The following is a 22,440-nucleotide window of genomic DNA, read 5'->3' on the forward strand; positions in this document are numbered from 1 at the left end:
AAAGCAGGTAGCCCAAAAGCACATCAGGTTGCAACAATTTCAACAGGGGAAATATGGACCGCGTTCACTATCGAATCGAGCTTAGCGATATCAGCGCACATCAACTGAGTATCCAGCTGACCTTTATGCCAAGCAGCACCTCGCATGAACTGAGTTTGCCGGCCTGGATCCCCGGCAGCTACATGATCCGCAATTTTGCCCGCCATATTATGCAGATCAGTGCCCGTGATGCCGACGGCGACTTGGATTTTACACAACTGGATAAGCAGCGCTGGCAGCTTAGCTGTCGTAATCAGGCGGTTACCGTCAGCTATCTGATCTACGCCAATGATATGTCGGTGCGCGCCGCTTACCTCGACGATGAAGTTGCCATTCTGAATCCTGCTTGTTTATGTCTGGCCGTTAGCGATCAGACTAGCTTGCCACAGCAGCTGGAGCTGATCCGCCCGCGGTTTCACGTAACCGAAAACTGGCGCGTCGCGACCGCGTTACCACGCTGCAGCGGCACAGCGATGTTGGATTTTGGTCTGTATCAGGCGGCGAACTACTGCCAGCTGATTGATAGCCCACTGCTGTTGGGGCACTTTACGTTGCAGCAATTTGCCGTAGACGGTGTGCCGCACTATCTGGTGGTCAGCGGTCAAAATCATTACGACAGCGCACGTTTACTGGCAGACACCGAGCAGCTCTGTCTGGCGCAGCGCGCAGTATTTGGCGGTTTACCGGACGATCTCAGTCATTACTGGTTTTTACTCTGGATCACCGAAAACGGCTACGGCGGCCTGGAACATCAGGACAGCACCTTACTGCTATGCAGTCGCCATGACCTGCCAGCGCCGCAACTTAAAGCGCCGGATGAAGCCTATCAAACCCTGCTGGGATTAATCAGCCATGAGTACTTTCATACCTGGTGGGTAAAACGGTTAAAGCCGGCACCTTTTCATGCTTATCAGTTAGCGCAGGAACAATACACACCGCAGTTGTGGCTGTATGAAGGCTTTACCTCGTATTTTGATGATCTTGCGCTGGTTAAAAGTGGCCGGATCAACCAAAGCGCTTATCTGACCGCACTGGAGCAGCTGGTTACGCGGGTTACGCGAAACCCATCCGATAGCCGGCAAAGCTTAGCCGACAGCAGTTTTAACGCCTGGACCAAGTATTATCTGCAGGATGAAAATGCACCTAACAGTATCGTCAGCTATTATGCCAAGGGAGCCCTGGTGGCGCTGGCCGTTGAGGCCGAGCTACAAGCAGCCGGCACAAACCTCAGTGCCTTTTGCCGAGATTTCTATCAGCAATATCTGGCAACCGGCACCGCCGATCAGAGTTTCTGTCAGGCATTAGCCGCACAGGGTTTCACTGCCCTGGCCAATCAGGTTACAGATTGGGTTAACCGCGCCCAGCCATTACCGCTGGCTGAGAGCTTTGCCAAGCTCGGCCTGACGCTAAGCTGGCGTAGCCCACAGCATTTTGACGATACCCATGGCAATAATGAACAAGCGGCACCGGCCAGCCTGGGGTGTAGCCTGAAAGCACAAAATGGCGGCTTAACGGTACAACAGCTCTATCTGGACTCTGCAGCCCATCAGGCCGGTTTGATGGCCGGCGACCAGTTGCTGGCACTGGCTGGCTATAAGGTGACGGAAAAAAGCCTGCCGCAACTGTTAAAGCGGCTGCCTTATGGTTCAGTACAGCCGTTAACGATTTTCCGTAAAGATCGCCTGCTCACCTTATCCTTAACGCTACAGGCGGCGAAGGCGCAGGTCGCGATGCTCAGCGTTGCAGATCAGAGCACGGTTGCATCCTGGTTAGCACAAGCTACCTAGCCGAAATCTGGTGAGCGACAAATAAAAAAGCGCCGCTAGCCGCCGGCGCTTTGTTATATTCATCTAAAACCGGCTGCGATGTGGATGCTGCAGACAGTTTTTCGAAAGCTGACTAGTTAAGCGGGATCCGCTTTGGTGCTGCTGGCGCAAACTCAGGTAATAATAACTGCGGATCCAGTCGCTCCTGGAACCAGTTTATCCGCCAATCCAGATGCGGCCCGGTTACCCGACCGGTGGCACCCACTTCGGCAATTTGCATACCGGCCGTTACCGTATCGCCGACCGCGACATTAAAACGGTGCAAATGCATAAAGGTTGAGGTTACCCCCATGCCATGATCCACGATCAGGGTTAAACCGGAAAAATACAGATCTTCAGCCAGCAGCACCTTGCCATCCCAGGGAGCCAGTACCGGTGCCCCGACGGGTGCCGCAATATCCAGGCCAAAATGAGGATTGCGCGGCTGACCGTTAAAAATGCGCTGGCTACCATAGACGCCGCTGATCCGCCCTGCCGCGGGTTTTAATGGTGCATCCAGGAATAACGTTTTCGCGCTAAAGGTTTGTCGTACTTCTCTGACCCGCCGATTATCCCTTGCGATACGGGCAGTAACCTCTTTTGGCGGCTCAACATATTTTTGTTCGACGCCACTAATACGCTGAATATCATACTGGCGGCCACTAAAGGTCAGCGGGATCTGCTGCCGCTTCCCCTGATGTTCTACCGTTAACTGATGCTTAAGTGCGGCATCGCGACCAATGCCAAACACAAAATGCCCCTGTTCACTGACTGCCAGGGGCTGGTCGTTAAACCACACTTTAGCACCTGCCGGTACAGTGGCGCGGATCAGGCTACCCTGGGTTAACTGCCCGTCTAAAACCAGTTCTTTGGCACTGCTACTTGCCAGCGCTGCCCAGTTAAGGGCGCACAGCAATAGCGCCTTTGCCCACACCTTCATAAGCTACCACCTTATACGAATGAGTACTGTGCTGCGCCTTTAACGTATCAGCAATAAAGTCGACCAGACATTCTACCGTGGTATCGCAGGGCACAATTTCACAATGGCTTTGCGGGATACAGAGTTCAAACCAGCCCTGCGACGCCTGATAGCGGAAACTGTAGTCCTGCGCGCCGGGGGTAAGATGTACCAGTTGCTCTGCCGCGACCAGATCGCTCTCGGTACCCAGGTAAATATCCTGCCAGCGCTCCGCCCACCCTTTATTGAGTTTCGGCGCCAGCATATTGTTTTCATAAATCTGAATGGTCGAGCGGTGACCATGGGCAATGCGCTGACAGTTACCGTCGTGCTTTTTCAGGCCATGGCTGTAGTGATAATAAAAACCACTGATATTTTCCGGGCGCAACGTCAAAGTTAGCTGCTCGACATTGGCTGGTAGTAACGGCTTAATTTGTTGCTGTAAAAATGCCGTTACCGTCGCTTCATTGATTTCAGTACCAGGGATCACTGCAAAAGCCTGCTCAGGACAGGCTAACTGCAGCAAACCGCGCTCACTCTGATAACGCAGCAATGTTAGCTCGCCGGCGGTATCCAGCTGCAGCGCCGGGCACTCTGCCGCCACCGCTAATTTATGGTCAACCAGGCTATCGATCGCCTGCTTAATCACCTTTTTCACCTTGCCAAAATCAAACACCATAGCGGTATCGTCCAGCGCGCCCTGTAATTCGACATCGACGATATAACTCTCACCCAGCATGCCACGCTGGCGGTGCAGATAAGAGAAGTCGATAACGGTAAGATCGCGGACAAATAAAATCATGCTACATTCCTGGCTTGGCTAATCACTGATCCGCGCAAGGGCGTGATCAAAATACGGCCGCCATTATAGCGCGAAGCGACAGCAGCGTCATCGGCAAGCCGAAAACTGGCAGCGATTAACGCTTATGCTCATTTAGCCAGCTATTCAAAATGCCAATTTGCCCCAGCTTGTGCGCGGCGTACATTAAACGAATCGCATTGCTGAGCAAGGTGCTGTCGTTCCACTGGGTTTTTTCAGCAATTTCCTGATAACACTGCAGTGCCTCCGGTGTTAAATAACCGCGCAGCTCTTTTTTACCACAACCCTTTTGCCGCTCCCGATAACGCCGCTGCTTTTCGGCATTACTCAGCGCTCTGGCCTTTTCATCACTCATTACACCCTCAACTTATCCACAGCACTCCGGTACCGGTACGACCTCATACCAGATAGGGATGTCAGTTTAACTATACGAAAATTCGTTGCCAACTTAGCCAGTTATCTGCGATAAAAATAGCAAAGTTGTACAAATCGGACTTGTCTGGCGTACAGCTGTTCGCTAAGCTGACGCAGCATTTTTATTGGACTAAACATACATGACTAAGAATAGCTTTACAAAAGAAGATTTAATCGCCTGTGCCAATGGTGAACTCTTTGGCCCGGGCAACAGCCAACTGCCGTCAGACAATATGCTGATGATGGATCGGATTGTCCATATTTCAGAAGAAGGCGGATTATATGGCAAGGGCCAGATTATCGCTGAACTGGATATCAACCCGGATCTTTGGTTCTTTGCCTGCCATTTTAAAGGTGATCCGGTTATGCCGGGTTGCTTAGGCTTAGATGCAATGTGGCAGCTGGTGGGCTTCTTCTTAGGCTGGTCAGGTGGCCCGGGTAAAGGCCGCGCGCTTGGCGTGGGTGAAGTGAAGTTTACCGGTCAGATTCTGCCAACGGCGAAAAAAGTCACTTACACCATCAATATGAAACGGGTGATTAAACGTAAGCTGTTTATGGGTATTGGTGATGGTGTGGTGAGTGTCGATGGTCGTGAAATCTATGCCGCAACCGATCTGAAAGTGGGTTTATTCCAGGATACGTCAAGCTTCTAAGCGCTTAGCCCCTTAAACCAGAAAGCCCCGCTAGTTAACGGGGCTTTTGCGTTACAGGCCGTAATCAGGCACCTTTGTTAAATAATCCGACATTCCTGTCTGCCATTGCCTCCCGCCAACCTCCAAGCCATTCTGAGCGGGCATCTAAATTCTGATAAGGGCAAATTTCTTTTGAGCGGCCGGTAACACCAGCGCGGTAACCTTGAGCATGAGCACGTTCCAGACGATCACGTTTTTGTCTTTTCATACGGCAGTCTTCCTCAACTTTTTGTGTTTTTTGAACAGTAACAAAGTTGCGCCTAACACAACAATGTTACAGTTTATAGATAGCCAATATGACCGGAAGGTTCAAACTCAAATTGAGTAATATAATGCTTGACTTCTGCTAAGCACATGAGATGTCGATACAAAAGTTTGAAAAGCTTGTTAGACCAAAATCATCTAAAGAAAATGATTTTGATTACCTAAAGAAAAACCCCAGCACTCATTCAAGCACTGGGGTTTAGACTCAGTAGAAGTTAGCGCGAACGGCGGTAACGCACCAGAGATAGCGCACCTAACATCAGCAACCAGAGTGCCGAGCCACTACCACTTTTACGTTCGTATTGGCGGTCTTCTGCACCGCAATTAGCCGGTTGACCATTGGGGATCGGTCTAAGCTTAACCGCAGTAGCTTGCTCTTCTGTGATAACCTGGCCTGCATCATCTAATTGCTGTTGCCCTTTCGCATCTAAACGCGGGCGGCGGACTAAAGCTGTCGCCATCACTTCGCCGTTATCGTTAATCGCTGTAGCGTCAACTATAGTGTAAGGCGCATCACAACCCACCAGATCATTCAGATCCCGGAAACTGCCATCCCGGCTGTCGTACATAAAGCCATGGTAACGCCGACTTACTGTACCACCGATAATCACCTCTGCACGGCCAACGACCTGGCCATTATTATTAAGCGCCCGAGGTTCTGTTGTTGAGCTGCTGAAAAAGCCATCAACAAACTTCAATTCCTGATTGTCAATATTATAGGTAAAGAGTTTTGAGCGTACCGCACTATTAATACTTCTGAACGCATAGCCTGTTACCAAGCCCTGGTTATTAATGTCTACCGCGATACTGGCTAACCAATCTTGGGTATTAATAAATCCTTTAACATCATCTTGCTGATAAATAGTGGCATGAGGAGCAGAATAAGCACGACGATATTCAAAACCAAAGTTATCAAAATAACGAATAATTCGATCAACATCCGTGTACAGCGAATGACCTACCGCAATACCATTATCATTTATCGCTGTCGCTCTGCTGTAATAGGTTGGTGCAGGATATTCTTCTGACTCAGGAGCAATACCCCCGTTTCCTTTTTCACCTAAATAACCAAGAGTACGAATTAAGCTGGCAGTGCCATTATCGTTAACTTGCCACAACGCCGCACGTTCTTGGTAACCCTGCGGTAAAACATCAACGGTTTGGACTCTGCGAATTTGGTCTAGCATACTTGCCAAACTAACAGAGCGGTTCGACATAGAAAGATTTAAACAATACTGTAATGGCTGCGACCGCCCGGTACAAATGGTATTGACCGCTGTTTTTACATCGTCAGTAACGCCAGCTGAAGTAAAACCTGCTACCACACCATTATTATTAATATCCTGTGCAGCCGACATACCACCACCCAGCTCAGTTATCGCCGGCGGTAATACAATAGTCTGATTATCACTAACAACATAACCTAGCATATAACCAGGTTGTGGCACCCAGGCCATAAAGGGTTGCGGGATCACCGGGATTTCTGGCTCAGGCGTGTCCTCGGGTACAGGCTCTGGTAAAGGTTCAAATCTGACTTTCTGCGAAGGTGCAGTGGCAACCACAACCAACTGGCCAGCATTATTGCTTGCGTAAGCAAACTCGGTGTTAGTGCGCGTTTGGTTAGTGTCGCGAATAATGAGGCCGGTATTAACGCCATTCTGCGGCTTGTTAAACACCCGGGTAATACCAATAGGTTGGTTCCGTACTGAAGGAACGTTAATCAAATAACTTATTAATATATTCTGCACTGTCGCATCGATGATACCATTTTTCGCATCTGCAAGTTGTTGCTCAGTTAATAAGCTTTTAATTACGTCGCTATCAAAATCAATGGTCTCAAGATCAAGTTGCACATCCAGAAAAGTGCTGCCATTGGTCACAACGGCGCCCTGTAAGGTTGCAGCAGCGCCGCTGGTGGCACGGACTTTATTATTGGTATCTAATTCAACAATCTGATACACCGCGGCTTGCGCCGAGAACATGGTCAGCAACGGCAATACTGCTAAGCTGATCGGTGATAATTTCATTAACGGGCCCCTAAAAATTTACGATATTGCGGCTTCTAATTCTTCCCAGCGCTGATACGCCTGCGCCAGCTTCGACTCGGTTTCTTGGATTAGGTTCAACCTTTGCTGGGTGTAGTCTGCGCTGTGCTTAAAAAAGTCGGCATCATTCACTTCAGTCTGTAAGGCGCTAAGCTGCTGATCCAGGCTTTCAATCAGCGCCGGCAGCTGCTCTAATTCACGTTTCTCTTTGTATGATAACTTCTTAGCGCTGTTAACAGAAGCCTGCGCCGGTTTTTCCTGCGCATTAGTTTTAACTTCGGCTACCAGCTCAGCTTTTTTTGCGGTGAGATCAGCGCCCTGCTTCGCTTGCCAGTCCAGCACATCGTCATAACCGCCGGCAATTTCAATAATCCGGCCCTGGCCAGCAAACAGCAGTGAGCTGGTCACGGTGTTATTAACAAACTCCCGGTCGTGGCTGACCAGCAATACAGTACCCTGATACTGCTCCAGAATATCTTCTAACAGCTCCAGGGTTTCCACATCCAGATCGTTGGTTGGTTCGTCGAGGATCAGCAAATTAGAGGGTTTAGCAAAGAGCTTGGCCAGTAATAAGCGGTTTTTCTCACCACCGGATAAGGCGCGTACCGGTGTGCGCGCGCGCAGCGGCGGAAATAAAAAGTCTTGCAAGTAACTTAACACATGCCGGCTTTGACCATTTAAGTTAATCTCCTGCTTACCGTCGGCGACGTTATCCTGCACCGTCGCATCCAAGTCGAGCGCCATCCGGTGCTGATCAAAGTACGCCACTTCCAGATTAGTGCCTCGTTTAATCTCGCCACTATCCTGCTGATAGTCACCCAATAACAGCTTAATCAGCGTGGATTTACCAACACCATTGGGGCCGACTAAGGCCACACGATCCCCACGCATTACCAGTAAGTCGAGATCACGAATAACCGGTACCCCATTAAAGGCATGGCTGAGTTGTTTGGTTTCAAACACCAGCTTGCCGGATCGCGCCGCTTGCTCAATCGCAAAATCGACCTTGCCTAACTGCTCTACCCGCGCCGCACGTTCACGGCGCAGCGCTTTTAATGCTCTCACCCGGCCCTCGTTACGGGTACGGCGGGCTTTAATACCCTGGCGGATCCAGACTTCTTCTTCGGCCAGTTTTTTATCGAACAGCGCATTGGCTTGCTGTTCGTCTTCAATCATCTTTTGTTTGCGATCCAGATATTCCTGATAGTTACCCGGATGCGAAGTCAATAAGCCACGGTCAAGATCGATAATCCGGGTGGCTAAAGCACGAATAAAGGCGCGGTCGTGCGAGATAAAGATAATGGCGCCGGCAAAGCTCTTTAAAAAGCCCTCCAGCCATTGAATTGCAGCCACGTCCAAATGGTTAGTCGGTTCGTCCAGCAGCAGAATATCAGGTTTGGCAATTAACGCCCGTGCCAGCGCAGCTTTGCGTAACCAGCCGCCAGATAAGGTGGCTAAACTGGCGTTACCGTCCATATCAAACTGCTGACACAGCATGTCAACCCGCGCTTCCAAGCCCCAGCCATCGCGGGCGTCGAGCTCACTTTGCAAGCGCTCAAATAACCGGTACTCAGCATCGCCGGCACCGTCCAGATTCTCAGATAAGGTATAAAACTGCTGCAGTTTTTCGGCTAAATCGCCGGCACCATCACGGATAAAGTCGGCAATTTTGACGTCCATTTTGGCTGGGGGGTCTTGCTCTAACCGGCTTAGCGCCACGCCGTTCGTCATCACAATTTGACCATCATCCAAATTTTGCTGACCGGTCAGCAATTTTAAAAAGGTCGACTTGCCAGCGCCATTACGGCCAACCAGACACACCCGCTCACCGGTAAATAAACTAAAATCCACCTTATCCAGTACCGGGTGGGTACCAAAGGCCAGGCAAGCCTGCTGAAAACGTAATAACTCCACGTTACCCTATCCTGCTTTAATCGGTTGTTGTCAGATCCAAAGCGGCTAGCCAGCTGGCTAACGCACTGTGATCAAAAGGCCAATACAATAATTGTTCCTGCCCCTGCGCATCACTGGCTGCCAGTACCGGAATATGCACCCGAAAACGGGCAAATAACACCTCATCATCGACGATATCCCGTACCTGCAGTTTATCGGCCAGGCCAGCTTGTTGCACCAAAGCTTCGGCCTGTTCACACAGATGGCAGCCCCAGGTGCTGTATAGGGTTAAATCACTCATGGCCGGGTTAGCTCAAAACAGACATGAATATGCGGGTTGCGCTTAAAATCTTCCGGTAAGGTCGCGGCCGAAATATCTTTCACCTGCCAGCCGGCTTCTTCAAGCGCCGCGTAATCAAGTTTAAAGCGCCGCTTATTATTGGAAAAAATCACCTTAGCGCCCGGTGCCATCTTGCTAATTAACATATTCAGTAATTTGACATGATCGCGCTGTACATCCCAGCTATCTTCCATCCGTTTCGAGTTGGAAAAGGTTGGCGGATCGACAAAGATCAAATCAAATAAATTCCTGCTGCGGGCGAGCCACTGTAAGCAATCTGCCTGTTCAAACTGGTATTGTTTACCGTTAAGGCCGTTCAGCATAAAGTTGCGTTTAGCCCAATCCAGATAGGTGTTGGACATATCAACGGTCGTGACACTGCTCGCACCGCCAATAGCCGCATGCACCGAGGCACTGCCGGTGTACGCAAACAAGTTTAATACCCGCTTACCCTGCGCTTGTTGCTGCAGCATACGGCGGGTAATACGGTGATCTAAAAATAACCCGGTATCCAGATAATCGCGCAGGTTGACCCAGAACTTAGCGCCATACTCTGATACTTCTTTATACTGGCCTGCTTTAGCCAGTGCCTGATACTGGTTAGTGCCCTTTTGCTTTTCCCGCACCTTCAGGATCATCTTATCCGGGCTGATCCCCAGCACTGTTGGTACCTGATTAACCACATCGAACAAGCGCTTCTGGGCAATTTGCTCATCGACGGTGCCGGGCGCGGCATATTCATGCACCACCACTTCGCCGTCATACCAATCTACCGCAACGTTATATTCCGGAATATCGGCATCATATAAGCGGTAGCAGCTTAAGCCTTCGCGTTTGGCCCATTTTTGAATGGCTTTTACGTTTTTCGCCAGCCGGTTACCAAAGGCGCTGCTCTCACTAAAAAACAACGCGGGCGCGCTGGAGCTAACCTGCACCTGCTTTTCTGTGAGGTCAAACAAGGTAAATTCACAGTCCAGCGGGCCGTTACTAAACTTGTAGCTCTTGGCTTTAGATAAGCGCAGCGCCCGCAGTAAGTCGCTGTTCGAGGTAATAATTGCCAGGCGCCAGCCCTGATAGTGGGTTTTTAGCGCCAGCGAGAAATTACTGTAAAGCGGGATCAGTGCCGGCAGATCGCCCAAGCGCTCGCCATAAGGCGGGTTAGTCACTATCACACCCGAGGTATCCGTCACGGCGCCTTTTAACGCCGTGGCATCGGCATAATCAAATTTGATCAAATTAGCCACGCCGGCACGGGCCGCATTTTGCCGCGCTTTACTCAGGCTGCGTTCGTCAGTATCAGTGCCCCAAAACTGGATAGTGTCGCCCGCGGGCAAGGCCTGCGCTTTAGCATCAGCTTTTAATTGCTGCCATACCGCGGCCCGAAAACCCGGTGCCCGCTCAAACGCAAAGCTTTCCCGTGCCAGTCCCGGCGCCTGATTCAGGCTGATTTGCGCCGCCTCAATTAAAATAGTGCCGCTACCGCAGAACGGATCGTACAAAGGGGTACCGACAGTCCAGCCAGAGCGCTTTAATAAAGCTGCCGCTAAATGCTCTTTTAACGGTGCCTCGCCCTGCCCGGTACGGTAACCGCGCTGATGTAACGACGGGCCGGAGAAATCCAGCAAGAAATGAAAATGCTGTTTATCCAAACGTACCTGAAACCGCACATCGGGGTTTAAGCGATCCACATCCGGCCGATCGCCGGTTTCTTCGCGAAACTGATCGACAATGGCATCTTTTAAGCGCATGCCGCCATATTGGGTATTATCAATTTTGGGATGCTTGCCAACACAGTCGACGGCTAAGGTTTGCCGCACCGACATTAACTGGCCCCAGTCGATTTGACTTGCGATCTGATACAGATCCGACTCGGCAGTAACCGGCTCCGACTGAATTAAGCGCAGGATCCTTGTTGCCAGACGTGACCATAAACATAGGGTGTAGGCCGTTTTAATATCGGCCTTAAAGCGCACTACGCCCATTGAGACCTTTAACACTTCACCCTGATAACTGCGGATCTCATCCGCTAACAGCTCTTCCACGCCCTTCGACGTTAAAGCCCAAAATTCCAGCATTGCAACAAACCTTAAAATAAAATGGCCGCTAGTATAGCAGAATCGACAACCTCGGCGCCGCACTTTCTCAGCGTTGCGGCCAAGGTTGTTTCAGCGCAGCCTGGTATGCATTTAGGGAGCAATAGCAGCAATAAACAGACGCTTTGCTTAGCAAATAGGCAACCAAACCAAATTAGCGAAATTAACGCTTGCGTATGTAAAGCGAAAGCTCTAAGATGCGCCCCGCAATGACGGACGCGGGATGGAGCAGCCTGGTAGCTCGTCGGGCTCATAACCCGAAGGTCGTCGGTTCAAATCCGGCTCCCGCAACCAACTCAAAGGCCAGCACTAAGCTGGTTTTTTTGTATCTAAATTTCGGGAACCCGAAGGTCGTCGGTTCGCTCTTCATAAACAGCAGGGCTCCCACAACCAACTAAGCCGACTATTAAAGTCGGTTTTTTTGTTTTAAGACTTCGGGAGCCCGAAGGTCGTCGGTTCGCTCTTCATAAACAGCAGGGCTCCCGCAACCAACTAAGCCGACTACAACGCGCCCGTCTCCGGTATGCTTGCCGTACCGGAGACGCGATCTTACTTTGCCTTTACTACAGCAAAGTCTTAATCAATACGCGGAATAATGCCGTGTAAGCGTTCGATATCCCCCCTCTCCCACGCCCAGTCTGGCAAAATAGCTAGGCCACTCACTTACTAAATCCTGTACCTACGATATCAGTTTTCTGGCTTTTACCGTTTTTAAACCTACATCACCGGATATGGAAAACGCAGCATGGCTGCCGCTTCAGGGTTTAGGGTTATGCTAAAGCGATCGCGTAACAGATATAACTCATCATCAGGCAGCGGCTTAACGCTGATCAGACCAAACAGTTCACCAATAAACTTAAAACGTGACACAAAGGCATCATCGATATAATCATCATAAGTCTCTACGTCAAACTCTGGCAGCCACTGCCGCAGCATTTCAATTAAAGCGTCAGAGGTAATATCAGTGCCAGCTTGTTGCAGATAATCCAACATCGGCATAAAGCCCAACTGATAAAAGCTAAAATCCGGATAACCATCGAAACTGGTCCAGCGCAGCTTATCAAGTGCGGCGGCTAACAGCTTTTGGTAAATTTTGGCATGATCTTGCGCCAGCAGTAGCTTTTCACCGGTTTTAGTAAGTTGCAGTTTATTGGCACTGAGCTTTACTAAACCAGATTTTTGAGCAATGAGCCGGCTAATGCTAATCAGCGCCGATTCTTGCTCAGAATGTATTTTGCTCACTTTAAAACGGCGTTGCTGCCAGCAAGGTAAAGTTTGCTCAACGTTAAACATGGCCTGTACTAATTTTAGTGGCAAATTACCTTTTACGGTTAACTTAAGCGGCCCGGCATAAAGCACGGTAAGTAACGGCTGCAATAATTGCATAATGGGCGTATGGTTAACATAGTCACTGGGGTTTAGCGCCCAGTTGATAAAATGCGCCCTTACAGAATGCAGTAAAAGGTTATTGACCTCTTGCACTCGCTTTGCCAGAACATCTGCCTTTGCATTACCAGCATCCCACTGCTCACAGCCTAACCACAGTTGATAGCCGGCCAATTCCTCCGCATCCTCGTTTGCAAAAGCAGCTAACAGCTGAGCATAGCCATCTACCCCGCCAACATCTTCAGGCGGGCAAGCGCCTTTAGCCTCTAATAATGTAACGGCCTGCGATAAGCTAAACTCGCGATGAACAATAGCGATAAGCTCAATATCATGCACCCAGTGATCACCAAAATCATACAAATACTGCATGGTATCGCCAACGTTTTGCAGCAACATACACAGCACGGCTTCGCAATCCTGGTCACGCACAAACTCGCTATCAATATCATAAGACGGGTCCAGGAAAGCCGGATGCGTCCAAATCTGATTACCCTGTTCAAACTGATATAGATGTGAATTCTCCCAGCCCATCACCGCCTGCAGCACCAGATGAAATTGGTTTAGGCTAAGCGTATCTGGCACCTCAATAGTGCGGTTGATAGCTACCGGCGCGTCTTGTAAGGTAATTTGTAAACGATATAACGTGGCCATTAAAGGTTTAACCTGCTATGAAAAAGAAGAACTATCATTAACTATTTAAGAACCAACCATGCTTAAGGCATATTGCTTTGCAACCTTGCCTTGCTGGGCCTGGTCGGATCTCGTTGTAATTCAGCAAGTGCGGCACTAGAAAACTGCTTTACCATCATATCGCTTAAATCGCCCTGATGTAGCAAGTTGTAATGCTCATACCGATTTCTGGTACTGCTAATATTTTCTACTGGATACAAATCTGAAATCAGCTGCTTTTCAAGATTAGCCAAACAGCTAATATCCTCGACAACCGCAAAATAAAGTGTGAGATTATGAAGATACTTTTGCATACCAGAAGCAATTGCCACATATCGCTCATCAGATAAGGCCGCTGGATTAAGCACTGCCTCGTAGCTCTTTTCTACTGGAAATTTAAATGGGTCAGCATACACATAACGTAAACCGTTGTTATAACAACGTGGTAGCGAATATTTTAACGACAGCAAACGTGCCAAATGATATAGATTGCGCTGCACTAAACACTCATTGGTTTTACCCACATAATTGCTAAAGCTGCCATGCGCCCCCTGCTCTACCCAAAGATAAACTCCCGGCTTGCCAAAACGACGCATAAAGTCAGCGTCGTATATTTTTTCGCTGCTGAACAACGTAAAGCTATTAATGTGATACCAGTTAAGTGTCAATGTTGCTTGCATAGAAATGACTTACTCTTGCTTGAATGGTTTTATTTCTCTGAGCTTTTAGCATCTCATCTACTATGTGTAGACAGCGTTCCGGCCCCGTCCTGATTACAGGGCGCGGCCAGCCTAAAAAATGTTTTGGCCAACTCACTTTTTATTGACTAACGTCCTCTTAGCTACTACATTAGCCAGTAACACGGCCCCTATCGGTAACGTTGCTTCGGCGACCACACTGCTTAGGGGTTTTTTATTACCATTTATTCGTCCAATCGGCAGTAACGCCCATTCCTTTCAGATCTAACCCGATATGCGCTAAGTCTGGAAAATCAAGTAATTGCTCCCGCATCTTAGCTGGCGAGGTCGAGGATGGATTAATCATCAGCAGTAAATGCTGGCAGATTTTTAGCAATAAAAAGCAGCGTGCGATAGCGTGATTATTACTGGTGAAGTCTGCAATCCAAGCCACTTCCGCAGTATCAGGTAATTTGGGTTGGTCAATAATATTACGGTTCCACAGGCGGCTATGATGCGCGCAGACATTGCGCAGATAGTTTAGGCTGCGCAGCCAGCTGGCAAAAACGCGGCCATTACTTAGCCCATATAACGCTGAAATGGCGTCCTGCTCCTTTTCGCGCATACCACTAAACATGGTCGTGCTCTTTGGGTTTTTCGGCTTTTTACCATTATCCAACAACACCAACTCACCAGAGCGCTCACGAAAAGCATACCAATAGCCACTTAAACGGTAATAGCCTATCCGCTCTAAATACTCTAGCGCGGCAGCCCGATCAGTAATAAGCAAACCCCGGCTTTCCAGCAACGCCAGTTGCTCGTTGTAACTTAGCCAGGGTTTGCTATAGGGCATTAGGCGACCACCTGCTCTACCAATGCTTCAGCTAAGACTACTTGAATTTGTTTACTGCTATTCAATTTCTCACTTAAAGCATCACAAAGCTCAAAAAGTTCGTTTACCCGATAAACTATCCTGCCTTGTTCAGATATAGGAGGCAGAGCAAATGGATTACCTTCAAAAAAGTCTTTGGGCAGACGTTTTTGACCTGCCGTTCCTGTCATTTTTGACTCACCTATCTTCAAGTAAAGTGGTGATTTAATGTTCAACAACAGATATTTGGCAAGTGTATTTTCTGGAGAAATAAAACGGGCGATATGAAGTTCTGTGGTTCCTGCACCAATGCCGTTAGTTAAACCATCAAAAACTGCAGCTTTACTGTTTTCAAAACATGGCGTGATCTTGGCGATACCCAGATCGCCATTAGCGAAGTGAGTGAAGCCTTTTTTGATGTCCCCCCAATCTCTTGTTTCAGTTAAATGTTCGCCGGTGTGTGATTTACCAATTGATGCCATTGGAACGAATGAAGCTTTAACACTATCTTCGGCATAATTGCGCGGGTTAATTTCAGCAATCCACCCTAACCTACACCACTCCCACCCCTCTGGTAGTTCAAACGGTTTCTCGTCATCACTTATCGGCGGTAATGGTTTTTGTTTTTTGATTTTACCGGCTTTAACCAGGGCGTCTTTTTCAGCGGCGATGCGTTTTAGCAGTTCGCTGGCGGGTTCGTCGTTAGGGTTTTGTTTAACCAGCTTGCCCATTACCGCCAGTTGCAGAATGGTTTGCTTTAGCGCGTCGATGCTGTATTCGGTGGTAAAGAGCGTATCAAAATGTGCCGCGAGGCGTTGCCAGTTGCTGGCTAACTCATCGGCGTTTTGGCTTTGGGTTAAGGTGGCGAGTAGGGCATCAACAATTTGGTTATGGGCGTCGAGCTGCTGGTAGCTTTGTTGTTCCAGTTGATCGCAAAGGGCCATTAGTTCGTGAAGCCTAGAAACAATTCTTATTTGCTCACATTTTGGCGGGATCGGAATTATAAAACCTTGAATGTCGCCCATTGAAATGTTGTCGTTGGTTGAGTTCTTGGCTTCATTTATAATATTTTGAACCAGAGGAGTCTTGATAACTGCTGATACAAACTCAGGTAAAAGACCGCCGTCAATTTTTATGGAAGCAACCCTTTGATTGACGACCATAAGCTCATCAACTTTCTTGACTAGAAAAGCTTTACCAACTGTTCCTCCAGTCATCGCCATCAGAATTGTATTCTCTTGCAGCTTAAACGGTTCTAGAACAGAGCTATATTCATGTTTTACAATTGATTCTGATTTCAACCCTTGGTCATCAAAATCAGATATTCGAATTACTCTAGCTCCTTCGCTTGAATAATTTGTACTTTTAAAAGCAAATCCACCATTTATAACACTTATCTGATGCAGCTTAACGAACTGCCAACCACTAGGAGGTTCAAACGGTTTTTCCTCATCCGTAATCGGCGGCAACGGTTTTTGCTTTTTAAGCTTACCCGCTTTTACCAACGCCTCTTTTTCAGCTGAAATCCGCTTTAACAGCTCACTGGCCGGTTCATCGTTTGGATCTTGCGGCACTAACTTACCGCGCACGGCAAGTTCTAAAATCAGCTCGCGCAGTTTTTTAATGCCGGTAAGCTCTATTTTGTTATTACTGCCCCGTCCGCTGGTACTTTTGGCGGTTTGTGCTTGCGTCCATAGGTCTAAATGCTCGGTAATAAGCTGTTCTACTTGTACGGTCATGCGCTTAACCTCTGCCGCTAGTTGGCGCTAGGGCTTCGGCCAGTATGCTTTTTAGCTGGTCGCGTAGCTGCTGTATTTCCTGCTGCTGTTTGGCGTAGCTGGCTAATAGCTCTTCTGGATCGTGGCTTATTTGCTCGCCTATATGCGGGTTTTTACAATCCAGGTTGTAGTTACGCGCCTTAATCTCATCTGCCGATACCTTCCAGGCAAACTCGTTTTCTTCACGCGTGGCAAAGCCATCGGCTTCGCTGCCCCACCAGGCTTCTTCCACGGCGAACTCTTCAATACGCATCGGCCGGGTTTTGCTGTAGTTTTTTATGCCCTCTGGGTATTGGTGCTCGTAAAACCAAATGTCTTTGGTTGGCGTGCCTTTGGTGAAAAACAGCAGGTTAGTTTTAATGCCGGTATAAGGGTTAAATACGCCATTGGGTAGGCGCACTATGGTGTGCAGGTTACACTCTTCCAGTAGCTTTTCTTTTAAGCGTGACTTCATGCCCTCGCCAAATAAAAAGCCGTCTGGTAGTACAACTGCAGCACGGCCACCGTCTTTTAGCAGGTGGATTATCAGCGTCATAAATAGGTCGGCGGTTTCGCGGGTACGCAGCGCCTGCGGAAAGTTGGTTTCGATGCCGTCTTCTTCCATACCACCAAAGGGCGGGTTGGTAATAATGCAGTCGACCCGCTCTTTTGGCCCCCAGCTGATAAGCGGCCGGGCTAAGGTGTTGTCGTGGCGGATATTAAACGGCACTTCAATGCCGTGCAAAATCATATTGGTGGTAGCCAGCAAATGCGGCAGTGGCTTTTTCTCCACGCCAAAGATGCTGTTTTGCAGTACCTGCTCGTCGCTTGGTGTTTTGACGTAATGCTTGCGCTTATGCTCAATACTGCAAGTTAGAAAACCACCGGTGCCACAGGCAGGGTCAAGCACCTTTTCATCCAGTTTGGGATTAACCATGCGCACCATAAATTCAGTCACCGGGCGCGGGGTATAAAACTCACCGGCATTACCGGCGTTTTGCAAATCACGCAGAATTTGCTCGTACATATCGCCAAACAGGTGGCGCTCTTGCGCTTTGTTAAAGTCGATGCCGTCCTGAATTTTGTTAATCATCTGCCGCAGCAGCTGACCCGATTTCATATAGTTATAGGCATCTTCAAATACGCTTTTAATCACAAAAGCGCGCTGGTCATCGCCTTTTGGCTCCAGGTTTTGCAGTGTCGGGAATAGCTCGTTATCAATAAATTGCTTTAGCTCATCGCCGGTCATCCCCTCGGCATCGGCCGCCCAGTTGCGCCAACGCAGGTGCTGTGGAATGGGCGAGGTGTAATCGCCAAACATTTCCCACTCCTGCTCTTTATCGTCATAGATTTTTAAGAACAGCATCCAGACTAACTGGCCGATACGCTGGGCATCGCCGTCGACGCCCACGTCTTTACGCATAATGTCTTGGATGGATTTAATGGTACTGCTAATTGACATGGTGTTCCTCGTTTGCGCTATTCACAGCTTGTTTAGGCAATGCTTTTATCGTCGTACAGCGCTTGTTCTAATTCGTGTAAGGCTTGCTCGTAACCGGCTTTGCCACCAAAGGCATTAATAAGCTCTAAGCCAGTGCCAATCTGGTCAAACGGCGGCAGCCGCAAAATTTTCATATCTTCAATATGTTCAATACCGGTATCGGCGTATTTTTCCAGCAGGTTTTCCAGTACCTGCAAGGCCGCGCCCTGGTATTTGGTGAAGTAGTTGCGCTTTTTCACATTGTTGGCGCGTTCGCGCCTGGTTAGCGGCGGTGCATCGTAAACGATATGAGCAATTAAATCGAAGGCATCCAGCTCATTGCCGCGCTTTTGCTTAACTTCTGCGCGTAAATCGTCCCATTGCACGCCCTGCTCTTTAAGCTGCTCGATTATCTCGGCTTTACGCTCGGCGCTGCTCCAGTGGCGGAAGAAATCTTTTAAGGTGGCAAACTGCTTTTGCACACAGTGTTTGGTGTAATCGGTTAGCGATTCAGTAATGAGTTTGCCGTCTGGCCCTAAAAACTGTACCCGACTGCCAATCATGGTGACGGGTTGGCCTGCAACATAGAATTTTTTACGTGGCTCACCTGGCCCAACTGGCTCATAAGGTTCGCCTTCGCCCTCACCTTCAGGTGTATCGCCTTCACCGTAAGGCGCAGCGGGCTCTTCAATGGTGCCAGGTGCTTCAGGCGGCACCGGCTCTTCACCTGGTTTGGGGCTATAAATCATCACTGGATCGCCATCAAAGGCCGGATCGGCAAACAGCTCAGTGGCTTTTTTAAAATCGAGAATGGTAAACCAGAGTTTGTCGTAATCTTCGTTAATGCGGGTGCCGCGACCAATAATTTGCTTAAACTCGGTCATCGACTGAATGCGCTGATCCAGTACCACTAACTTACAGGTTTGCGCATCTACGCCGGTGGTCATCAGCTTACTGGTGGTGGCAATTACCGGATAACGACTCTCTGGGTTAATAAAATTATCCAGCTCGGCCTTACCCTCGTTGTCATCGCCGGTAATGCGCATAATGTACTTGGTGCTTTCGCGTACCCGCTCTGGGTTAAGATTCACCAGCGCTTGGCGCATGCGCTCAGCATGGTCGATATCGTCACAGAAAATAATGGTTTTTTGATATTCGCCGGTTTTTTGCAGGTATTCGGTAACCTTTTGCGCCACCAGCTGGGTGCGCTCGTCAAAGACGATATTCCTGTCCATGTCCTTTTGGTTATAGATACGGTCTTCAATCTCCAGGCCATATTTATCTCTCTGGCCTTTTTTCGGCCGCCACCCCTGTAAATCGATATCAAAGTCGATACGCACCACTTTATACGGCGCTAAGAAACCGTCATCAATGCCTTGCTTGAGCGAATAGGTAAAAATTGGCTCGCCAAAGTAATGGATATTGCTGACATCTTTGGTTTCTTTGGGGGTGGCTGTCAGGCCAATATGGGTGGCCGATTTAAAATAATCCAAAATATCGCGCCAGGCTGAGTCTTCCCGCGCACTGCCACGGTGGCACTCGTCAATCACGATTAAATCGAAAAAGTCCGGTGAGAATTCACGGTAGATATTTTTTTCTTCATCCGTGCCGGTCACCGCCTGATACAGGGATAAGTAAATCTCGTACGACTTATTAATCGTGCGGTTGGTGATTTTGGTCATCGCCTGACCAAAGGGCTTAAAGTCGTTGTTTTTGGTTTGGTCGACCAGAATATTGCGATCGGCTAAAAACAAAATGCGTTTTTTCTGTCGTGATTTCCAAAGCCGCCAGATTATTTGAAAAGCGGTATAGGTTTTACCGGTGCCGGTGGCCATCACCAGTAATATTCTGTCTTGCCCACGCGCTACCGCTTCCACGGTACGGTTGATTGCGGTCATCTGATAGTAACGAGGGCTGCGGCCACTGCCGTCATCATAATAAGGCGTATCTACCAGCTGTACGGCACTGTCCTCAAAGCCATGGTGCTGGCAATACCATTGCCACAGCTGCGCCGGTGACGGAAATTCATTAAGGGATAATTCGTGTTCGGTTTTACCGCTTAAACCGGTTTTGTCATGAAATAAAAAACCATCGCCATTGCTGGAGAATACAAACAGCACATCCAGCGCTTCACTGTAAGCCAAGGCCTGCTGCATACCCGCACCAACACTGTGTTTATTGTCCTTGGCTTCCACTACGGCGAGCGGTAGGTTTTTCTTGTGATATAAAACATAGTCAGCACGGCGCTTTTCGCCACGGGTATGCATACGGCCACGCACAATAACGCGGCCAGCGGTAAAGGTGAGTTCTTCGCGAATTTGGCTTTGTAAATCCCAGCCTGCTTGCTGAATTGCTGGGGTGATAAACTTAGAGCAGATATCCCGCTCGCTTAGCGCGCGTTTATTCCCGCTGAATGCGTTATTTCCGCTAAAGACGTTTGTATTCATGCGCTCAGGTATCCCAATGATGACTTTGCAATTATTTAGGGAATATTACTCAAAAAAGCTGCGATAATTGCAGTTCAAAAGCGTGCTGAGTCTAAATCAACACGCTTAGGTTTGATCTTATATGTTGTTTTTTAACATTCGTGTTTGTAATGAAGGTATGTCCAAATCTACACCTTTGATGACACTAAATGTTTTCTCTTCATCTTGTTCAAAAATGACATCTTGCACAGTAGCATAAGATGTTAACCAAATTTTCTTTAAGCCAGCAACGAAACTGTAACCACTGCAAAAGCTATCATATTGTTTCTCAGGATATGCCCAGCCTTTCTTTTTAAGTTGAGTAACAGTAATGATTAAGTGCGCCAAACCAGGTTGATTGTAGGCAATACACTCGTGAATGTGAGGCCAATGAAGTTTATCGCCGTCTGAGGCCTTCCAAGCTGGACCTTCTCTGTTTTTCATATCCTCAAGTGATTTATAAGGATGTGAATGGAATGTCCCGACCAACTCAAGATGAGGCCAATATTGCTCAATCATCTCTTTTTTTGCTTGTATAGAATCATAATTAGGCTCAACCCAATCTTGGTGTCTTAATGCTGATGTTTCGACAGTACAAGTCGTAACAACTATTTTATCCTGGCCACCCTCAGTTTTGCTTGGGATCATATAACCCCACAATAAACCATATGTTTCAAGTTGAGATGAACCTTTACCGTTTTTGTGAGCCTTGTGTTCATAATCATAGGCTTCGATGGCTGAGGTCATTAATAAAGGAAGAGCATTATCTTCTATAATTATTCGCATACTAAACTCTCTATTGAAATTATTTTTTTAATTAAGCCCACTCTAACTCGGTGATGATAATATCAAAACCTTTATATTTGTCTTTGAGATAAGCAATTACCGCCCCCTCGCTCTTTCCCATTACAGGAAAATGGGTCAAATGCACTGGTGATGATTTGTTACTACCTTTTACCTTAATGAATTTAACGCTTTTAACTCTTGACTGCATAATTGACCCCTTAAATTACTAATAAATAAATGTAAATCAACAACGTTAAAAGATCAGCTGACCTCTAAATTACCACCGGATAACACCCCTCACCCCAAAGCTGATCTGGCGCACTCATCATTAGCGCAATAATCAGTGGGATTAACTTATTTAGCAGGTTACAAGCATCTTTGAGTTGTTCGCGGTTTACCTGGCTGTTGTAGGTTGCACCGCCATGGATAATTTGGTTGCGCAGGGTGTACAGCCTGGTAAAAATTTGTGCCATGGCAACCGGCACATTTTTTGCTGCCAGCGCCACGTTTAGTGCAGCTTTTGATGCCAAAAAGCGCTGTTGCCATTCATCTTCGCTAATGCGGCCGCGGTGGTAATCCCAAAATGGCTGATAAACAAATTTATTGTCCATTAGCAGGCGAATGCTGCCGCTAAATTGTTGCCAAATAAGCTGGTATAGCCGCTCAGTGGTGTCCAGGTCGGCAATTTTGCTTAAAAAGGCTTCAAACAATTCTCTTTCGCCGACACGGTCGATTTCGCCAAATTCGTTGGCGTAAGCGGCATTAAAGCTGATCCAGTAGTAAATAAATTCGGTGTCGGTATCTTGGTTGGCTCTGGCTTGTTCGGCTTTACTTAGCCAACTTAAGGCGCGGTGTACCCGCAGTGACAGGTTTTCCGGGAAATGATCACGATGTTGCCGTTGATAGGCTTTAAGGGCGCTGTAGCTTAGATCCGTTAATACCATTTGAATCAGCTTCCTGGTTGCTTTTTCTGGCCCTATTAATGC

The 22,440-nt window shown here is 48.2% G+C and carries 19 protein-coding genes and 1 tRNA gene; 3 read left to right on the forward strand and 17 right to left on the reverse strand.

The features are described from left to right. The first annotated feature begins 53 nt into the window (after window positions 1-53). The gene (locus tag AEST_RS08915; protein ID WP_008608564.1) at window positions 54-1,826 is read left to right on the forward strand and encodes a M61 family metallopeptidase; all 1,773 of its coding nucleotides are present in this window, start codon (window positions 54-56) and stop codon (window positions 1,824-1,826) included. Window positions 1,827-1,938: 112 nt separating this feature from the next. Here AEST_RS08915 and AEST_RS08920 read toward each other — a convergent pair whose 3' ends face one another. From AEST_RS08920 to AEST_RS08930, 3 genes are all read right to left on the reverse strand, one after another. Beyond that, window positions 1,939-2,784, reverse strand: coding sequence for a M23 family metallopeptidase (locus tag AEST_RS08920; RefSeq protein ID WP_008608565.1), 846 nt, complete (start codon window positions 2,782-2,784; stop codon window positions 1,939-1,941). Continuing rightward, window positions 2,744-3,604 carry a 6-pyruvoyl trahydropterin synthase family protein gene (locus tag AEST_RS08925; RefSeq protein ID WP_008608566.1) on the reverse strand — a complete coding sequence of 287 codons (861 nt, stop codon included), beginning with the start codon at window positions 3,602-3,604 and terminating at the stop codon, window positions 2,744-2,746. Before AEST_RS08925 ends, AEST_RS08920 begins: the two co-directional genes overlap by 41 nt. A gap of 115 nt (window positions 3,605-3,719) precedes the next feature. Continuing rightward, window positions 3,720-3,977: a hypothetical protein gene (locus AEST_RS08930; protein ID WP_008608567.1), complete on the reverse strand. Its 258-nt coding sequence runs from the start codon at window positions 3,975-3,977 to the stop codon at window positions 3,720-3,722. 199 nt (window positions 3,978-4,176) lie between these two features. Here AEST_RS08930 and fabA point away from each other — a divergent pair, with 199 nt between their 5' ends. Continuing rightward, the gene (gene fabA, locus AEST_RS08935; protein ID WP_008608568.1) at window positions 4,177-4,689 is read left to right on the forward strand and encodes a 3-hydroxyacyl-[acyl-carrier-protein] dehydratase FabA; all 513 of its coding nucleotides are present in this window, start codon (window positions 4,177-4,179) and stop codon (window positions 4,687-4,689) included. Between the two features lie 64 nt (window positions 4,690-4,753). Here fabA and rmf read toward each other — a convergent pair whose 3' ends face one another. The 5 genes from rmf to rlmKL all read right to left on the reverse strand — a co-directional run bounded on the left by rmf (window position 4,754) and on the right by rlmKL (window position 11,345). Beyond that, window positions 4,754-4,936, reverse strand: a complete 183-nt coding sequence (gene rmf / locus AEST_RS08940) for a ribosome modulation factor (RefSeq protein WP_008608569.1) — start codon at window positions 4,934-4,936, stop codon at window positions 4,754-4,756. A gap of 271 nt (window positions 4,937-5,207) precedes the next feature. Then, window positions 5,208-7,019, reverse strand: coding sequence for a DUF3466 family protein (locus tag AEST_RS08945; protein ID WP_008608570.1), 1,812 nt, complete (start codon window positions 7,017-7,019; stop codon window positions 5,208-5,210). A gap of 18 nt (window positions 7,020-7,037) precedes the next feature. Beyond that, window positions 7,038-8,951 carry an ATP-binding cassette ATPase Uup gene (gene uup / locus AEST_RS08950; RefSeq protein ID WP_008608571.1) on the reverse strand — a complete coding sequence of 638 codons (1,914 nt, stop codon included), beginning with the start codon at window positions 8,949-8,951 and terminating at the stop codon, window positions 7,038-7,040. A 16-nt stretch (window positions 8,952-8,967) separates the two neighbouring features. Then, complete coding sequence (locus AEST_RS08955; protein WP_008608572.1) at window positions 8,968-9,231, reverse strand: glutaredoxin family protein; 264 nt, start codon at window positions 9,229-9,231, stop codon at window positions 8,968-8,970. Next, window positions 9,228-11,345: a bifunctional 23S rRNA (guanine(2069)-N(7))-methyltransferase RlmK/23S rRNA (guanine(2445)-N(2))-methyltransferase RlmL gene (gene rlmKL / locus AEST_RS08960; protein WP_008608573.1), complete on the reverse strand. Its 2,118-nt coding sequence runs from the start codon at window positions 11,343-11,345 to the stop codon at window positions 9,228-9,230. Before rlmKL ends, AEST_RS08955 begins: the two co-directional genes overlap by 4 nt. A gap of 235 nt (window positions 11,346-11,580) precedes the next feature. Here rlmKL and AEST_RS08965 point away from each other — a divergent pair. Continuing rightward, window positions 11,581-11,657, forward strand: a tRNA-Met gene (locus AEST_RS08965). A 423-nt stretch (window positions 11,658-12,080) separates the two neighbouring features. On the opposite strand, the gene AEST_RS16820 is transcribed toward AEST_RS08965, so the two are convergent. The 9 genes from AEST_RS16820 to AEST_RS09005 form a co-directional block, all read right to left on the reverse strand. Next, complete coding sequence (locus AEST_RS16820) at window positions 12,081-13,400, reverse strand: plasmid pRiA4b ORF-3 family protein (RefSeq protein WP_008608574.1); 1,320 nt, start codon at window positions 13,398-13,400, stop codon at window positions 12,081-12,083. 62 nt (window positions 13,401-13,462) lie between these two features. Beyond that, window positions 13,463-14,098, reverse strand: a complete 636-nt coding sequence (locus tag AEST_RS08975) for a hypothetical protein (RefSeq protein WP_008608576.1) — start codon at window positions 14,096-14,098, stop codon at window positions 13,463-13,465. Between the two features lie 235 nt (window positions 14,099-14,333). Then, window positions 14,334-14,948: an Abi family protein gene (locus AEST_RS08980; protein ID WP_008608577.1), complete on the reverse strand. Its 615-nt coding sequence runs from the start codon at window positions 14,946-14,948 to the stop codon at window positions 14,334-14,336. After that, window positions 14,948-16,705, reverse strand: a complete 1,758-nt coding sequence (locus AEST_RS08985; protein WP_008608578.1) for a restriction endonuclease subunit S — start codon at window positions 16,703-16,705, stop codon at window positions 14,948-14,950. Before AEST_RS08985 ends, AEST_RS08980 begins: the two co-directional genes overlap by 1 nt. Before the next feature lie 4 nt (window positions 16,706-16,709). Continuing rightward, on the reverse strand, window positions 16,710-18,185 hold the full coding sequence (locus AEST_RS08990) for a type I restriction-modification system subunit M (protein ID WP_008608579.1): 1,476 nt from the start codon (window positions 18,183-18,185) through the stop codon (window positions 16,710-16,712). 32 nt (window positions 18,186-18,217) lie between these two features. Further along, a complete protein-coding gene (gene hsdR / locus AEST_RS08995) occupies window positions 18,218-20,650 on the reverse strand; it encodes an EcoAI/FtnUII family type I restriction enzme subunit R (protein WP_008608580.1) in 2,433 nt (810 codons plus the stop codon). Between the two features lie 117 nt (window positions 20,651-20,767). Then, window positions 20,768-21,454 (reverse strand): MPN domain-containing protein, encoded by a 687-nt coding sequence (locus tag AEST_RS09000; protein ID WP_039925320.1) that lies wholly within the window; start codon window positions 21,452-21,454, stop codon window positions 20,768-20,770. A 31-nt stretch (window positions 21,455-21,485) separates the two neighbouring features. Then, window positions 21,486-21,662 (reverse strand): hypothetical protein, encoded by a 177-nt coding sequence (locus AEST_RS17175; RefSeq protein ID WP_008608581.1) that lies wholly within the window; start codon window positions 21,660-21,662, stop codon window positions 21,486-21,488. A 64-nt stretch (window positions 21,663-21,726) separates the two neighbouring features. Next, window positions 21,727-22,398, reverse strand: coding sequence for a HEPN domain-containing protein (locus tag AEST_RS09005; protein WP_008608582.1), 672 nt, complete (start codon window positions 22,396-22,398; stop codon window positions 21,727-21,729). Between the last annotated feature and the right edge of the window lie 42 nt (window positions 22,399-22,440).

This window comes from Alishewanella aestuarii B11 (genome assembly GCF_000280055.1).
In the GTDB taxonomy this organism is placed as follows: Bacteria; Pseudomonadota; Gammaproteobacteria; order Enterobacterales; family Alteromonadaceae; genus Alishewanella; species Alishewanella aestuarii.

What these genes read in the sequence shown, in the direction of transcription:
- hsdR (WP_008608580.1), bottom strand. Translation starts at nt 20,650, where the DNA reads ATGAATACAAACGTCTTTAGCGGAAATAACGCATTCAGCGGGAATAAA.
- AEST_RS08985 (WP_008608578.1), bottom strand. Translation starts at nt 16,705, where the DNA reads ATGACCGTACAAGTAGAACAGCTTATTACCGAGCATTTAGACCTATGG.
- AEST_RS08990 (WP_008608579.1), bottom strand. Translation starts at nt 18,185, where the DNA reads ATGTCAATTAGCAGTACCATTAAATCCATCCAAGACATTATGCGTAAA.
- AEST_RS08915 (WP_008608564.1), top strand. Translation starts at nt 54, where the DNA reads ATGGACCGCGTTCACTATCGAATCGAGCTTAGCGATATCAGCGCACAT.
- AEST_RS08955 (WP_008608572.1), bottom strand. Translation starts at nt 9,231, where the DNA reads ATGAGTGATTTAACCCTATACAGCACCTGGGGCTGCCATCTGTGTGAA.
- AEST_RS08945 (WP_008608570.1), bottom strand. Translation starts at nt 7,019, where the DNA reads ATGAAATTATCACCGATCAGCTTAGCAGTATTGCCGTTGCTGACCATG.
- fabA (WP_008608568.1), top strand. Translation starts at nt 4,177, where the DNA reads ATGACTAAGAATAGCTTTACAAAAGAAGATTTAATCGCCTGTGCCAAT.
- AEST_RS08925 (WP_008608566.1), bottom strand. Translation starts at nt 3,604, where the DNA reads ATGATTTTATTTGTCCGCGATCTTACCGTTATCGACTTCTCTTATCTG.
- AEST_RS08975 (WP_008608576.1), bottom strand. Translation starts at nt 14,098, where the DNA reads ATGCAAGCAACATTGACACTTAACTGGTATCACATTAATAGCTTTACG.
- rlmKL (WP_008608573.1), bottom strand. Translation starts at nt 11,345, where the DNA reads ATGCTGGAATTTTGGGCTTTAACGTCGAAGGGCGTGGAAGAGCTGTTA.
- AEST_RS09005 (WP_008608582.1), bottom strand. Translation starts at nt 22,398, where the DNA reads ATGGTATTAACGGATCTAAGCTACAGCGCCCTTAAAGCCTATCAACGG.
- AEST_RS08930 (WP_008608567.1), bottom strand. Translation starts at nt 3,977, where the DNA reads ATGAGTGATGAAAAGGCCAGAGCGCTGAGTAATGCCGAAAAGCAGCGG.
- AEST_RS17175 (WP_008608581.1), bottom strand. Translation starts at nt 21,662, where the DNA reads ATGCAGTCAAGAGTTAAAAGCGTTAAATTCATTAAGGTAAAAGGTAGT.
- AEST_RS08920 (WP_008608565.1), bottom strand. Translation starts at nt 2,784, where the DNA reads ATGAAGGTGTGGGCAAAGGCGCTATTGCTGTGCGCCCTTAACTGGGCA.
- AEST_RS09000 (WP_039925320.1), bottom strand. Translation starts at nt 21,454, where the DNA reads ATGCGAATAATTATAGAAGATAATGCTCTTCCTTTATTAATGACCTCA.
- AEST_RS08980 (WP_008608577.1), bottom strand. Translation starts at nt 14,948, where the DNA reads ATGCCCTATAGCAAACCCTGGCTAAGTTACAACGAGCAACTGGCGTTG.
- rmf (WP_008608569.1), bottom strand. Translation starts at nt 4,936, where the DNA reads ATGAAAAGACAAAAACGTGATCGTCTGGAACGTGCTCATGCTCAAGGT.
- AEST_RS16820 (WP_008608574.1), bottom strand. Translation starts at nt 13,400, where the DNA reads ATGGCCACGTTATATCGTTTACAAATTACCTTACAAGACGCGCCGGTA.